The sequence below is a fragment of the Pseudoalteromonas sp. SG43-4 genome (assembly GCF_014164325.1).
Taxonomy (GTDB): Bacteria; Pseudomonadota; Gammaproteobacteria; order Enterobacterales; family Alteromonadaceae; genus Pseudoalteromonas; species Pseudoalteromonas distincta.
Window position 1 is genome coordinate 140,460 of record NZ_JACJFB010000012.1, and the last position, 13,512, is coordinate 153,971.

The following is a 13,512-nucleotide window of genomic DNA, read 5'->3' on the forward strand; positions in this document are numbered from 1 at the left end:
GCCCTTGCGTTAAACAATTATTTAGATAGGAAATATTAATGAAAAACGTAACGTTACATATAATTGTTGACCCTTTATGTGGTTGGACTTACGGCAGCGTGCCCTTGATCACCGCTGCTGAAAATATTGATGGTTTAATTGTAAAAGTACACAGTGGAGGCATGCTAACAGGTGATAATGTAAAATTAGTGACTCCTGCATGGCGTGAATTTGCACTTAAAAACGACAGTGCCATAGCTAAGAGAACCGGTCAGGTATTTGGTAGTAACTATACTGATGGGCTTTTAAAAACCAACGATATTATACTCAACTCGGCTCCGGCTATTACCGCTATATTGGCAGCGCAAAAGCTTGGTATATCAGGTGGGGAAATGCTTAATAGTATTCAACATGCTTATTATGCTCAGGGTAAAAACATTATGCAGCTGCATGTACTGAGTGATATTGCATTGGAGCTGGGTTTAAACAAGGCCTTATTTGAAACCCACTTTAATGCGCTAGAAGGCGATGCAACAGATCAACATATAGCACAAAGCCGTGGCTTATTGCACGATATTCATGGGCAAGGTTTTCCTAGTGCAGCATTTGAATTTGACACAGGTAAGTGGCAAAAAGCCGATATAGCCCATTATTATGGAAAAACTGAGCAGTGGGTTACCTACTTACAGCAATCAGTTGCGCTAGTATAGTGTGATGAAATTTCTAAATAATAAAGCTGTTTATATTACAGCTTTATTGATCTTCCTTTTTATAGTGCAAGGGTGTGCAAAAATGAGCAACATAGACATAATTAAAAGTACGTATGAAGGCAAAACATCACAAGAGAATGGGCAAAATTTAGTTGCTCATGCAAGTGATACTATTACTTGGAAAGAGGCTGACGGTTTTGCTTATGCTGGTACATACCATGGTATGAATGACATTACTGAACATGTTTTTCAAAAGCTTGCAAGCGAGTGGTATAACTACACGTTTACACCACAAAACTACTTATCCCAAGATGATACTGTTGTAGTGTATGGCACGTACTCTGGTATTTATATTAAAACGGGTAAAAAAATGCAAGCTAGGGTCGCGCATATTTGGCAGCTTAAAAATCAAAAAATAACGCACTTTGAACAAATAGTGGATAGTAAAATGGTGTTTGATGCTATGCAGTAACAACGCGTTACTGCATATATTTGAACCTAAAAAACATTAGGTCTATTAAAGTACATCAGCCAGCACAGGTAATGCCGGAAATGCCCCTTTAGCTAAACACGCTTTAGAGCCACATTTAAGAGCGAAGTGCAGGGCGCCTTTTACGCTCGCTTTATCATTTAGTTTATCTGCTAGTGGTAAATCACTTCCTAAGTTATTTAAGTAGTATAAAACCCCCGCTATAAATGCATCACCTGCGCTTGTTGTATCTACGGCGTTTATTTTTGGTGCCGATTCGTTAAGTGTAAATGTGCTGTGGTAAACCGTGGCAGGCTCTGGTCCATCGGTTAAAAACACCAGTTTTACTCCGGTATTTAATAGCATTTGAATGTAATCATCGCTCGTTGTATCGCTATGCTGGGCTAAAAAATTAAGTTCGTCACGCGAGAGTTTTACTATGTCACAATAGGTGTAACAGGCTTTTACATTGCTTGCTATATCGTTTGTGTTTTCCCACAAGCTGTAGCGTAAATTTACATCAAAACTGACGAGCTTATTATTCGCTTTTGCAAGTTCTAGCGCTTTAACCGTTGTGTTGGCAATTGCTGATTCGGTTAATGTGTTTGAACAAAAGTGTAGTGTGCTTATTTCTTGCCAATTTATATGCGCTAAATGCGCCTGCGTTAATAGTACATCGGCTGTGTTATGGCGATAAAAGCCAAAACTACGCTCGCCGGTTTCATCAAGGCTTACTATAACCATGGCGGTTTGTGAGCCTGCAATGGTAAATAAATAGTCTGTATTTACATTGTATTGCGCTAATGCATTACTTAATTGATTGGCAAAATGATCGTCCCCTTTACCACCACAAAATGCAGCCTCTGCGCCGAGTTTTGCGTAGCCAACAGCTACATTGGCAGGCGCGCCACCTGGTATAGGTAAATAGGCTGAGTTATTAGCATCTTGTGGCAGCATATCAATTAATAGCTCGCCTAAGCACAGGAGTTTAGTCATTTGGAATATCCTAAAAAGCCTAGCAAGGCTAGGCTAAAAAACGTGAAGGGTGTTATTTATTCATACTTTAAAAGGCGCTACAGTGACTACTCACCGCAGCGCAATACACACATTTAGTTAAAAGCGTATTTTAAAGTTACCGACGTTGTGCGGCCGTTAATAGTACGGGCACGAATAATGTTATTTTCAGGTACTGAACCTTCTTCTGCTTCTGTAATACCTACTGTATCGAAGAGGTTATTCACATTAAGCGCAATATTAAGGTTTTCAGATAAGTCATAGCTTACAAAGCCATTTACCTGTGTGTAGCCGTCAAATTGTAGATCGTTATTATCTTGAGCGTATGCATCGGTAGTACCAATGAAACTTACCCCTGCAGCGCCTTTTTCATAGTTGTAACGTGCCATTAATGAGTAAATTAAATCGGCTTGACGACGTGGTGTATTACCTACAACATCTGGGTTAAGCGCATCTTTTGCTATTTCTGCATCGGTCCAAGTTAAATTACCGCGAAAATCCCATGCATCAATAAAGTAAGTAGATTCTATTTCAATCCCTTTTGCTTCGTATTCACGGTCAAAAAACGTTTGTGATGTTGCTTCAAAATTTTGCTCTTCAGTTTCGGCAAAAAACGCAGTAGCAAACACTGATAATGAATCAAAGCGCTTTTTAACACCAAACTCAAACTGGTTTACTTCATCAACAGCGTCTTCTTTTGCAACAGAGCCGTCGGCGCGTACTTTACCAAATAAAAGACGGTCAGCATTTGCACGCCCACCTTTACTAATACGTGCAAACGTAGCAAGGCTTGGGTCAATTTGATAATTAGCACCAATTGAATAAGAAGAATAGTTCCAGTCATAGTTTACTGGGCTGGCGTTGGCAATATCAATACCTGCAACGTTTTGCTCAGGGATTGATATTTCTCCGTCGCGGTTCATATCTACAGTTGATGTTACGGCACCTGCATAGTTACCGCGAGCTTCGCCACTGTCGTAACGGGCACTTGCATCAATGCTTACGTCGCCTAATTTAGTAGAGAATGCAACGTATGGTGCACGGGTGTCGTACTCTGTGTCGTAATCACGTTGGCAACAGTTTCCCCAGTAAGGTGTGCCATATGCATATAAACCATTTTCTGAAAATTCAGTACCGTCAGCTGCAGTAACATTTAATAATGCAGCATTGTCGCCTTTAAGCTCCATAAGGTATGAATTCCATAACCACGACATAGCAATGTTTTGTGTTGACGCGTAATAACCAAAGGTAATGCTGGTGTCATCATCAAACGATTTAGTTAGTTTAAAGTCGTTAACTAATGAATCGAAGTCGTTCATTGTTACGTCAAACGTATGAATTCGCATAGCAAGGTCGTCGTTAAATGCAGCGCCCGTGTTTGCGTTACTGAGTGTTGCGCCTACACCACCAATGCTCTGTGCAATAGATGATGCGCTGCCAACCTCTGCAGGAATAAGCGAGTTAAAGTTGCCGCTTATTGATGATTTACGAAAACGGTTTTCGATACGCCAATCGTTATCTAAATCAAATACAGCTTCAAAACCAACAGAGTCAACCTTTGGATTCATACCATCGCGAATATCGCCGCTACTGATTTGGTTTTCACCATTTAAACGTACTGTTTTAGTAAATAACGCTGAGTGAGGTGTGTCTGATTGCGCATCAAAGCCAGCAATAGAGTCACCATTTGAGTACATTGGCATAGGAAGGTAGCCAACACTCTTATCGTCTAAGTGTTTGTAATAAAGGCGAACGTAACCGTTGTCGAAATCTTTAGTAAGATTAGCTTTTATTTGGCCACCTTTATTAGACGTGTAACCTGTTTCGCGCGGGCCTTCGCCTTGTCGAACAAAGCCACCAACATGAAAACGCACGCTATCGGTTAAGTAAGTGCCGTATTCAAAGTCTGTACGAACGCTGTCGTAATCTAAGCCAAGTGTTGTAGATACACTGCCAGATTCGTTTTCGCCATTTTTAGAGATAAAGTTAATAATGCCACCAGGTGCATTACTTGCGGCAGTAGATGCTGAGCCACCACGAATCGATTCGATAGTTTGCACAGTGTTATCTAATCGCATAAAAATATCTGAATTACCAAAAGCGATATCACCGTATTGCAGTACAGGTAAACCATCTTCTTGTAATTGTAAAAATTTTGCACCGCCTGAAGCAACTGGCAGGCCACGAACAGCAATATTTGCATTACCTTCGCCACCTGTCGATTCTGCACGGATACCAGGAATGATTCTAAAAGCCTCGGCTGTTGAGCGAGGAGTAGACACCTGAACTTGTTCAAGTGATACGCTACTAACTGAAACGCTTGAAGCCATGATTGTTGTTCGACGTGGTACGCCGGTTACAACAATTGTTTCAAGACCTTTGTTTTGTGATGCTTCAGGTGTTGCTTGGTCTGTTTCTTGTGCGTTAACGCCTTGACTTACGGCAAGTGCTAAAGCGCTGATTAAATATAAAGGTGTATTGTGTGTTGTCATGTGAACGCCTCGTTGTGTTGAACCCAGTAGGATTTGTTATTTTCACTTAATCGATTAAGTAAAAATAACAAATATTTTACAATAAGCAAATTATTTTGTGTTTAATTTGCTCTTTTATTATTCATATGTTGATTTTAAAAGTATTTTTTATTGTATTGAGATACAAATTTATTAAGCTGTTGGGTTATTTTCTTGTAAAGCACTCATTGATGGGTCGCGTAAATAATTGAACAACATAGCTACAAATAAAATCACGGCAAACCCTGTTGCTAAGTAAAAGCCATAGCGCACATGGCCAAAGTAATCGCTGATCATACCCATAAATAAAGGAGCTAAAGCAGCCGATAATGCGGTAAAAAATAATATAACGCCGGCTACGGCTCCATGGCGCTCAGCAGGAAAACACGATATACCTTTAGAGTTTAAAGTTGGATAAACCATAGACATAAATAAACCTGAAAGAGGTAGTAACCCTACAGCCCAGTCAACGCCACCAATAAGTGTACCCACATAACAAAGCGCAATACCTAAGCTTAAATAAGCCATAACACCTTGCCAGCTATAACGATTTAGTAACCATACAGCAATAAAACGACCTGCAGCACGTAGTATAAAAAATATAGTAAGTGCATAAGTGGCAAGGAGTGGCCAAGAGCCTGTGTAGTCCTTTAATAGCGTTGGCATCCATACATAAATAGCCACTTCAGTCGCTACATAAAGTGCAATAGCTAAAGAAAAGCCAAGTGCATAAGGGTTTTTTACCATTTTCATGGTCGTGGCCAAAGAGGCTGGCTTTTCAGTTGTTTTAACTACGTCAGGGTAGTCTGCGCGCCATGCTAATAAAGCAAGGATTAAACACATTACGCCCGCAGTGATATACAGGTATGTCCAACTAACGTTTTGCACTAATAAAACACCAACTAGGGCAGGGCCTACAATAGCGCCAATGCCAAAAAAGCCCTCAACCTTGTTCATAGTTTTAGTATGGTCGTCGTTACTATGTGAAATATCGCCAAGCAATGCCAGTGCGCCGGTTTTAAATAAACCAATGGCCAGGCCTATGCAGCAAAGCAATACTAAAAAGAAAGTAAAACTGGTGCTAAATGCAAATAAAAAACAACTCGCGGAAAATATTAATAGACCTAGCATAATGGTTTTTTTACGGCCAAGGCTGTCAGCTAAAAAGCCTAAAAATAATCCACTAAAGGCAATGAGTGCCATAGGAGCGTAATGAAATGCACTAGCTTGAGTCATGCTCAAACCGAAATCTTTTATAAGTTCGGGGATTATCATGCCGACTGCGTCAGAGGTCATGGCAAACATAAAAAACATCATGTATGTAAGCCAGCGTATTTGTTGCAGTGGGTCGCTGCTTACGTGAGTGTGTGATTTTGTCATGTGTTTATTCCTCGTTAAATTCTCTATTAATACTTCGTAAGTCAGTCAGTTGCTTACTGTAGTATTACGTGAGACACGAAATTTGTATGTAAAATTATTAAAAATTACTTGTAAATTCTTACTCGCTAGTTAAAGATATATCTTAATCGATTAAGTTTCAACATGGTAATCACACAATGATGAAGAATAAAGTTCAATTGATCACATATGCTGATCGAATCACTGGCCAAAATATAGGCGCGCTAACCACACTTTTAAACGGCCCTTTAAAAGGCGTATTTGGTGGTGTGCACTTATTGCCATTTTACAATCCTATTGATGGCAGCGATGCTGGCTTTGACCCTATTGACCATAGTGAAGTTGATTCTAGAATAGGCACTTGGGAAGACATACAAGTATTAGGTAAAGATCTCGACTTAATGGCTGACCTAATTGTTAACCATGTATCGGCGCAGTCTTTTCAGTTTCAAGATGTATTAGCTAAAGGTAAGCAATCAGAATTTTGGGATTTGTTTTTAACCAAAGATGATGTATTTCCAAATGGTATGAGCGAAGCTGAGCAAAAAGCAATTTACCGCCCACGTCCTGGTAGTTGCTTTACCCCAATGAAATGTGGTGATGGTAAAACGTATGACTTCTGGACCACTTTTACCGATAACCAAATTGATATAAACGTAAAAGTAGAAGCCGGTGTTGCGTATTTAAATAACGTACTCACTAAATTTTCGGCTAACAATGTAAATATTATTCGTTTAGATGCGGCGGGTTACGCTATTAAGCAAGCTGGCACTAACTGCTTTATGCTTGATGAAACGTTTGGCTACCTAGATAACTTATCTAAGCAAGCAAACGATTTAGGCATGGAAACCATTGCAGAAATTCATAGCCATTATCAAACTCAGGTAGAAGTGGCAAAACGCGTAAATATGGTTTACGACTTTGCGTTACCACCGCTTATTTTACACAGCTTATTTAACAACGATGTAGATGCACTGCTCAAATGGTTACAAATTTCGCCACGTAATTGCTTAACTGTACTTGATACACATGACGGTATTGGCATTATTGACGCAGGTCCAATGGGCGACAAACCAGGGCTATTAAATGCACAGCAGATTGATAACCTAGTAGAAACAATGCACGCCAACAGCAACAACCAAAGCCGCCAAGCTACGGGCGCTGCGGCGAGTAATGTCGACTTATATCAAGTTAACTGTACGTACTACAACGCATTAGGCGCTAAAGACTTTGATTACTTACTGTCGCGTGCAATTCAATTTTTTGCTCCAGGTGTACCACAAGTTTATTACGGCGGCCTATTTGCTTGCGAAAACGACATGGAATTACTGACAAATACAAATGTAGGCCGTGATATTAACCGCCCATATTTAGATGCAAATATAATCGACAAAGCCTTAAATAAGCCTGTAGTAAAAGGTTTAATTGAATTAATTAAAATTCGCAATTCACACCCTGCATTTGCAGGTGAATTTAGCGCCCAAGGTGAAGGCTGTATGTGTTGTTTATCGTGGCAACTAGATGAGCAAACTATTTCACTTACTGTTGATTTTAAATTACGCCATGCACTTATTACGCAGGTAAACGGTGATGAAGAAACAACGATTAACTTAAATTCATTTTTAGCTTAATGTTATAAAAGTAATTTACAAACGCCATGTAAAGCAAAAGCCAAGCTTAAGTAGCTTGGCTTTTTAACACATAAAACTATTACAAGGTTTGTAAGCTAACTACTCGCACCAATCTCTAATTCGTAACTGACTTCCTGAGTTTTTTCTTCTTTAGAAATAAATAATTCAGCGGCTATAACGCCTTTTTCTTGGCTGTTTTGATGAATGGTGGTGAGGCGAGGCACAAACCGGGCTGCTTCATCAATACCATCAAAGCCCACAATACGCAGTTCTTCACCTATTTTTATGCCTTGTTTTATTGCTTCTCGCATTGTGGCAAGCGCAATTAAATCACTCATACAAATAATAACGTTAGGACGAGGGGAGGCACTTAAAACCTCTTTAGCAGCAATATTAGCAAAACGCTCGCTACTTTCAGGAATGTTCCAAATACGATCGTCAGCCACCGTAATATTTGCCTCGCTTAAAGCGCGTTGATAACCACGTAAACGTTGATGCGAAATAGATTGTCCGGTTTCAAATTCGTGGTGTTCATACACGCGGCATAATACGTTTTCATCAAGTAATCTAAGCCCTAATATAGCCACTTTATCGCTTTGATTATGCAGTACGTGTTTAGCAATTTCGTAACTTGCTTGCTCGTTATTAATATTTACAGAGGCATTGCGAGCAATATCAAAATCAATTGTCACTACATGTTTAGACACTGTTTTTAACTGCTCAACTAACGCGTTATTACGAGGGCGGCCATAACAAATAAAGCCATCTACCAAGTCGACCACGTTGTTAAGGTTACCGCTATTACCTGAAAACAATAAAACATTAATGCCGTTTTTTTCAAGCACCGAGGTAACACCGCGCATAAAGCTGCTAGCCACAGGGTCCGACACCATGTATTCCACACTATCGGGCAGCACTAAAGCGACAATATTAAATGTGCCATTACGCAACGATTGCGCGGCCTTATTGGGCCCGTAATAGCCCAAAGTTTTACACGCTGCAAGAATATCGTCTCGGCGTTTAGCCGATAGCTGATCAGGGCGATTAAACGCATTAGATACTGTCGCGTTAGACACACCTAACTCTTTAGCAATACTTTTTAGGGTCCAGCGGGTTTGCTTACTCATACCAATTCTTTACTCAATACACATGTTAATAAACTAACATATTCAGGGCGTTAGCAAAGTAAAAAAATAAGATTTTAGGGCTAATGTCGGCATTCTTTAGGCGCAATGCCAAAGGTTTGTTTAAATAGGCGACTAAAGTGGCTCGCGCTATTAAATCCAACATCAAAGCACACTTGGCTAATTGCATGGCCTTGTAGTAATTGAGTACGCGCTTTTTTTAGTCTTAACTGTTGCTGCCAAAGGGCTGGGGTAGTGCCAAATGCGAGTTTAAATTGATGATAAAACTTACTTCGGCTCATACATGCTATTTTGCATAAGGTATTTATGTCGAGCGTTTCACTTAAGTGTTCTTCAATATAAAGCAGGGCATCGCTCACTTTTGTTTTAAGGCGTGGCTTATCGCAGCTAGCTAGCAATAGCTCGCGGCTTTGTTGTTGTAATAAACGGGTGATCAATTCGTTCAACGACAAATCAATCAAGTAATGTCGCTGTGCGCCTTGCTCACTAAATAAATGCACCATGCGCTCTAATAATTGCTGCGTTTGAATATTATGTTGGGTATGCACTAACTGAGGTACATATTCAAATAAGCCATCGTGTGCAAAATTTTGCTGCATGTTTAGTGCATTCGCCACGCTCGTTATTTTATCTGTGCTAATTTCAATGGCTAAACAGGTGGTTGGGGCGTGCATTGATGCTTGTGGAAAATCAATTAAAACACCTTGCTCTGGCGCTAATACAAACGACTCGTGTGGTAAAAATACTTTATGGTATTGGCTCCTTTCTACGTGCATTACCTTTTTGCCGCTTAGCATGGCACAAAACAGCAGCTCGTTTGAGTGCAGTGCTACCTTTTGCGCGCTTTGATACGTGTCGTAAATACTCAACTCACTGCTATCTGCAGCGAATGTGACTTTATTTTCTATTAATACATCAAGTTGTTGGCGTTTTTTGTTTAACTGAGATGTGTGCATATCAATCCTTTAGGTTTTATTAGTTTGGACTCACAGACAACTTTTGTGGACAGCTAATCAAGTTTTTAGGTACTTGTTAGTTTAATGTCAATCAACATTGATTAAATATAAAGCATTTTGTTTTATATAAATGTTCGACCTTTAGCTAACAACAATAAAGAGAGCACACACATGATATATGCAAATCCAGGTAGCGATGGCGCACTCGTAAACTTTAAACAACAATACGGGAACTACATTGGCGGAGAGTGGGTGAAGCCAGTAAATGGCCAATACTTTGATAATATAAGCCCAGTAAACGGTAAAGTGTTTTGCCAAATACCGCGCTCAGATAAAGACGACATAGAGCTGGCACTCGACAAAGCACATGCAGTGCGAGCGCAGTGGGGCACAACGTCGGTGACCGACCGAAGTAACATACTGCTAAAAATAGCCGACCGAATTGAGCAAAACCTAGAGTTACTAGCTGTTGCCGAAACATGGGATAACGGTAAAGCAATTCGTGAAACACTCGCTGCTGATATTCCGCTAGCGGCAGATCACTTTCGCTACTTTGCAGGGTGCCTACGATCGCAAGACGGCACTATAGGTGAAATAGACGCAACCACCGTTGCGTATCATTTTCACGAGCCACTAGGTGTGGTTGGGCAAATTATTCCGTGGAATTTCCCTATTTTAATGGCCGCCTGGAAACTAGCGCCAGCACTTGCTGCAGGTAACTGTGTAATTTTAAAACCGGCAGAGCAAACACCAGCTTCTATTTTAGTTTTAATGGAGATAATTGGCGATTTACTCCCTGCAGGCGTATTAAATATAGTAAACGGCTTTGGTAAAGAAGCGGGTGAAGCACTGGCAACAAGCAAGCGTATCGCTAAAATTGCATTTACGGGTTCAACGCCTGTGGGCTCACATATTTTGAAATGCGCTGCTGAAAATATTATTCCTTCAACGGTCGAGCTCGGTGGTAAATCACCTAATATATTTTTTAATGATGTAATGGAAAAAGACGATGCGTTTTTATCCAAAGCTATTGAAGGCGCCGTGCTTGCTTACTTCAACCAAGGCGAGGTGTGTACGTGCCCATCAAGGTTGTTTATTCAAGAAGATATATACGAGCAGTTTATTGAGCGCATACTCGAACGTACCCAACAAATTAAACGCGGAAACCCACTCGACAGCGAAACTATGGTTGGCGCACAAGCCTCAAAAGCACAGTTTGATAAAATACTCAGCTACATTGAAATAGGTAAAAAAGAAGGTGCAGAAGTGCTCACTGGCGGAAACGTAGAGCAACTAAGTGGCGATTTAAACGGTGGTTACTACATACAACCTACCTTATTAAAGGGCACAAATGACATGCGTGTGTTCCAAGAAGAAATTTTTGGCCCTGTTATTTCTATGTCGACCTTTAAAGATGAAGCCGAAGCACTCGAGCTTGCCAACAGCTCTGAGTTTGGTTTAGGCGCCGGTGTATGGAGCAGAAACATGAACCGTGCTTATCGCATGGGTCGTAAAATAGAAGCAGGGCGAGTGTGGACCAACTGCTATCACATGTACCCAGCACATGCTGCATTCGGTGGTTATAAAAAATCAGGAATAGGGCGCGAAACGCACAAACTGGCACTTGATCACTACCAACAAACTAAAAATTTATTAGTGAGCTACAGCGAAGATCCGCTTGGCTTCTTTTAAAAAATTTTAATACAACAATCACTCAGTAATGAGCGCTGCATATTTGCGGCGCTTTTTCATTTTAAGGGGTCCATTGCACCACTTACTGCTTGTTGTAATACATAAATAGGATACTAATTGAATTAAAATGTTGAAACTTCAGGGCTTTAAATAATTCATTAACTGCGTTAAAAAAGTGATTTAATAATATGAGTTTTATAAAAAGCTGATTCATAGTTAGCTAGTTGTTTACATAAGATTATTTGATGGCTAAGATAAATACATCGTAATTTATGAAACTTTACGGTCTATAAAACGATAAAGGCCTCAGAGAGAGTAACTAACTTTTTGTCAACGATATGGAGATCATTATGTACCCAAAAGAATTTTACATCCTACCCGAAGAGCTTTTCCGCCTCGGAAATGCTTCAAGTCCTCGTCTATCGAATGTTCGAGCTCGTGATGTTGATGTTACAACCGTAAATGGAATTAAGGTTATTATCGCAAACGGAAAAGGGATCAGCGTTTTCGATATAGAAGGTATCAACAATGCACCAATGACTGGTTGGGTTTGGAGGTTTCCACCGAATACCCAGCCGCCTCATGGATTGAAGATGGTTCAGGATAAGCCACACCATTACTGTATTTCGCCCACTCGGAATATGCCGGTTGACAAGTTCAAGGGACTTCTTGAGGAAATGGCCCTAAAAGCATCTCGAGTATTTAAGAAAGAAGGAAAGATTGTATGAGTCAGTTCAAGCTTGAACTTGCAGGATCAGAGCTAAAATACGTGCTAGAGGGTCTCATAGCACTTGAACAAGAAATGGCAAAAATATGTGAAACGTCAGATGACTCAGATGAGATTGCTGATGTAGGCAATGATTTGATTGAGCTGCGCTTGTTACTAAATCCTTTGAAGGAGAGAGCCATCAGTCAGTTCGGAGATAGTATAACTGATTTTTCGCGGGATGAGTTATAAGTTAAAAAGTAAGTTTGGTGTCAATACCTAATTTTAAACCAATTTAGGGTTCCAGATGACACCATCTCTCACCATTAAATTCATGATCGCTACCAGCTTTCGTATGAACGCAATGATAAATAAATCACAAAGCACAATAAGCAACACACCCACCCTACGCAAAAAGCTGAGCAATGTAGACAAAATGAAAGTAAAAATAGACTGCCCAATAGGGCGACGACAGCTGTTTATTAAAGAATGGCAAGCGATTTTGCTGTATTGAACCGGCTTTTCTTTAGGTTAAAAGTGCAATATTACCGTCAACAAAGGCATGACACAGCCAAGCGAAAGTGAACGCCCAATGGCAACTGTATTGCCTTGTTCATAATATAGAAAAACTGCAAAATACGATGCATTAAGAAGGGAAAGCCCTTTTACTCTAAATAAAAGCCACTCAAACACCCGTAAATCCTTCCAAAACGCCAGTTAAAACAATACCAAACCAGCTTTTATATTCTATGAAAAATACAGTGATCGATTGAATCAAAATAGGAACTCAGCTATGGTCTATTTATCAATAAAAATAAATAAAAAACGAGTTAATCTACAGGCTCGTTAAAGGGGTTCAGCCGACTTAAAATATGGATGTTTAAATGAGACTACATGAGTTACACATAAATAATTTCAGAAAACTAAAAAATTGCTGCATTAAATTTAGAGACACAACATTTCTTATCGGACCAAATAATGCAGGTAAATCCAGCGTTTTTGCTGCATTAAACCACCTTCACAAAAACTCAAACCTTGATAGAGAAGATTATTCTAAAGAATATAATGAGGAAGAAGAAAGTTATTCCTATGAAAGTGAAGTAGAAGTTATTGCTGAATATCATAATGTGCCAATTGAAGCTAGCAGTTGGCTTGGCTTTAAAGGTCGTATTATTACTGTAGTGGTACAGTGATTTTAGCCACCCATTAAGAAAGAAATGTTATGCTGATAAGCATACAAATTTGGGTGAAAAAATGACGAAATTAAAACGCGCATCGTATTCTGCAGCAATAAAATTAGAA

General features: G+C 39.8%; 12 protein-coding genes. 7 read left to right on the plus strand and 5 right to left on the minus strand.

Annotated elements, in window-relative coordinates; translation table 11 throughout:
- The first annotated feature begins 38 nt into the window (after positions 1-38).
- Positions 39-689, plus strand: coding sequence for a DsbA family protein (locus H5160_RS13220; RefSeq protein ID WP_182737730.1), 651 nt, complete (start codon positions 39-41; stop codon positions 687-689).
- 82 nt (positions 690-771) lie between these two features.
- Positions 772-1,161 (plus strand): nuclear transport factor 2 family protein, encoded by a 390-nt coding sequence (locus tag H5160_RS13225; RefSeq protein WP_182737731.1) that lies wholly within the window; start codon positions 772-774, stop codon positions 1,159-1,161.
- A 45-nt stretch (positions 1,162-1,206) separates the two neighbouring features.
- Here H5160_RS13225 and H5160_RS13230 read toward each other — a convergent pair whose 3' ends face one another.
- From H5160_RS13230 to H5160_RS13240, 3 genes are all read right to left on the minus strand, one after another.
- The gene (locus H5160_RS13230; RefSeq protein WP_182737732.1) at positions 1,207-2,154 is read right to left on the minus strand and encodes a carbohydrate kinase; all 948 of its coding nucleotides are present in this window, start codon (positions 2,152-2,154) and stop codon (positions 1,207-1,209) included.
- Between the two features lie 113 nt (positions 2,155-2,267).
- Positions 2,268-4,664: a TonB-dependent siderophore receptor gene (locus H5160_RS13235; RefSeq protein WP_182692364.1), complete on the minus strand. Its 2,397-nt coding sequence runs from the start codon at positions 4,662-4,664 to the stop codon at positions 2,268-2,270.
- A 171-nt stretch (positions 4,665-4,835) separates the two neighbouring features.
- Positions 4,836-6,062, minus strand: a complete 1,227-nt coding sequence (locus tag H5160_RS13240) for a sugar MFS transporter (RefSeq protein WP_039488390.1) — start codon at positions 6,060-6,062, stop codon at positions 4,836-4,838.
- 176 nt (positions 6,063-6,238) lie between these two features.
- On the opposite strand from H5160_RS13240, the gene gtfA reads away from it, so the two are divergent.
- On the plus strand, positions 6,239-7,711 hold the full coding sequence (gene gtfA, locus H5160_RS13245) for a sucrose phosphorylase (RefSeq protein ID WP_182737733.1): 1,473 nt from the start codon (positions 6,239-6,241) through the stop codon (positions 7,709-7,711).
- 95 nt (positions 7,712-7,806) lie between these two features.
- Here the strand turns inward: gtfA and H5160_RS13250 are convergent, their stop codons facing one another.
- Positions 7,807-8,838, minus strand: a complete 1,032-nt coding sequence (locus H5160_RS13250) for a LacI family DNA-binding transcriptional regulator (protein WP_182695370.1) — start codon at positions 8,836-8,838, stop codon at positions 7,807-7,809.
- A gap of 80 nt (positions 8,839-8,918) precedes the next feature.
- A complete protein-coding gene (locus tag H5160_RS13255) occupies positions 8,919-9,812 on the minus strand; it encodes an AraC family transcriptional regulator (protein WP_024596981.1) in 894 nt (297 codons plus the stop codon).
- A 171-nt stretch (positions 9,813-9,983) separates the two neighbouring features.
- On the opposite strand from H5160_RS13255, the gene H5160_RS13260 reads away from it, so the two are divergent.
- The 4 genes from H5160_RS13260 (at position 9,984) to H5160_RS13275 (ending at position 13,403) form a co-directional block, all read left to right on the plus strand.
- Positions 9,984-11,504 (plus strand): aldehyde dehydrogenase family protein, encoded by a 1,521-nt coding sequence (locus H5160_RS13260; protein ID WP_182737734.1) that lies wholly within the window; start codon positions 9,984-9,986, stop codon positions 11,502-11,504.
- Positions 11,505-11,854: 350 nt separating this feature from the next.
- On the plus strand, positions 11,855-12,232 hold the full coding sequence (locus H5160_RS13265; protein WP_033028505.1) for a hypothetical protein: 378 nt from the start codon (positions 11,855-11,857) through the stop codon (positions 12,230-12,232).
- Complete coding sequence (locus tag H5160_RS13270; protein WP_007379016.1) at positions 12,229-12,462, plus strand: hypothetical protein; 234 nt, start codon at positions 12,229-12,231, stop codon at positions 12,460-12,462. Before H5160_RS13265 ends, H5160_RS13270 begins: the two co-directional genes overlap by 4 nt.
- 632 nt (positions 12,463-13,094) lie before the next feature.
- Positions 13,095-13,403, plus strand: a complete 309-nt coding sequence (locus H5160_RS13275) for an AAA family ATPase (RefSeq protein ID WP_182737735.1) — start codon at positions 13,095-13,097, stop codon at positions 13,401-13,403.
- The last annotated feature ends 109 nt before the right edge of the window (positions 13,404-13,512 follow it).

What these genes read in the sequence shown, in the direction of transcription:
- H5160_RS13220 (WP_182737730.1), top strand. Translation starts at nt 39, where the DNA reads ATGAAAAACGTAACGTTACATATAATTGTTGACCCTTTATGTGGTTGG.
- H5160_RS13225 (WP_182737731.1), top strand. Translation starts at nt 772, where the DNA reads ATGAGCAACATAGACATAATTAAAAGTACGTATGAAGGCAAAACATCA.
- H5160_RS13230 (WP_182737732.1), bottom strand. Translation starts at nt 2,154, where the DNA reads ATGACTAAACTCCTGTGCTTAGGCGAGCTATTAATTGATATGCTGCCA.
- H5160_RS13235 (WP_182692364.1), bottom strand. Translation starts at nt 4,664, where the DNA reads ATGACAACACACAATACACCTTTATATTTAATCAGCGCTTTAGCACTT.
- H5160_RS13240 (WP_039488390.1), bottom strand. Translation starts at nt 6,062, where the DNA reads ATGACAAAATCACACACTCACGTAAGCAGCGACCCACTGCAACAAATA.
- gtfA (WP_182737733.1), top strand. Translation starts at nt 6,239, where the DNA reads ATGATGAAGAATAAAGTTCAATTGATCACATATGCTGATCGAATCACT.
- H5160_RS13250 (WP_182695370.1), bottom strand. Translation starts at nt 8,838, where the DNA reads ATGAGTAAGCAAACCCGCTGGACCCTAAAAAGTATTGCTAAAGAGTTA.
- H5160_RS13255 (WP_024596981.1), bottom strand. Translation starts at nt 9,812, where the DNA reads ATGCACACATCTCAGTTAAACAAAAAACGCCAACAACTTGATGTATTA.
- H5160_RS13260 (WP_182737734.1), top strand. Translation starts at nt 9,984, where the DNA reads ATGATATATGCAAATCCAGGTAGCGATGGCGCACTCGTAAACTTTAAA.
- H5160_RS13265 (WP_033028505.1), top strand. Translation starts at nt 11,855, where the DNA reads ATGTACCCAAAAGAATTTTACATCCTACCCGAAGAGCTTTTCCGCCTC.
- H5160_RS13270 (WP_007379016.1), top strand. Translation starts at nt 12,229, where the DNA reads ATGAGTCAGTTCAAGCTTGAACTTGCAGGATCAGAGCTAAAATACGTG.
- H5160_RS13275 (WP_182737735.1), top strand. Translation starts at nt 13,095, where the DNA reads ATGAGACTACATGAGTTACACATAAATAATTTCAGAAAACTAAAAAAT.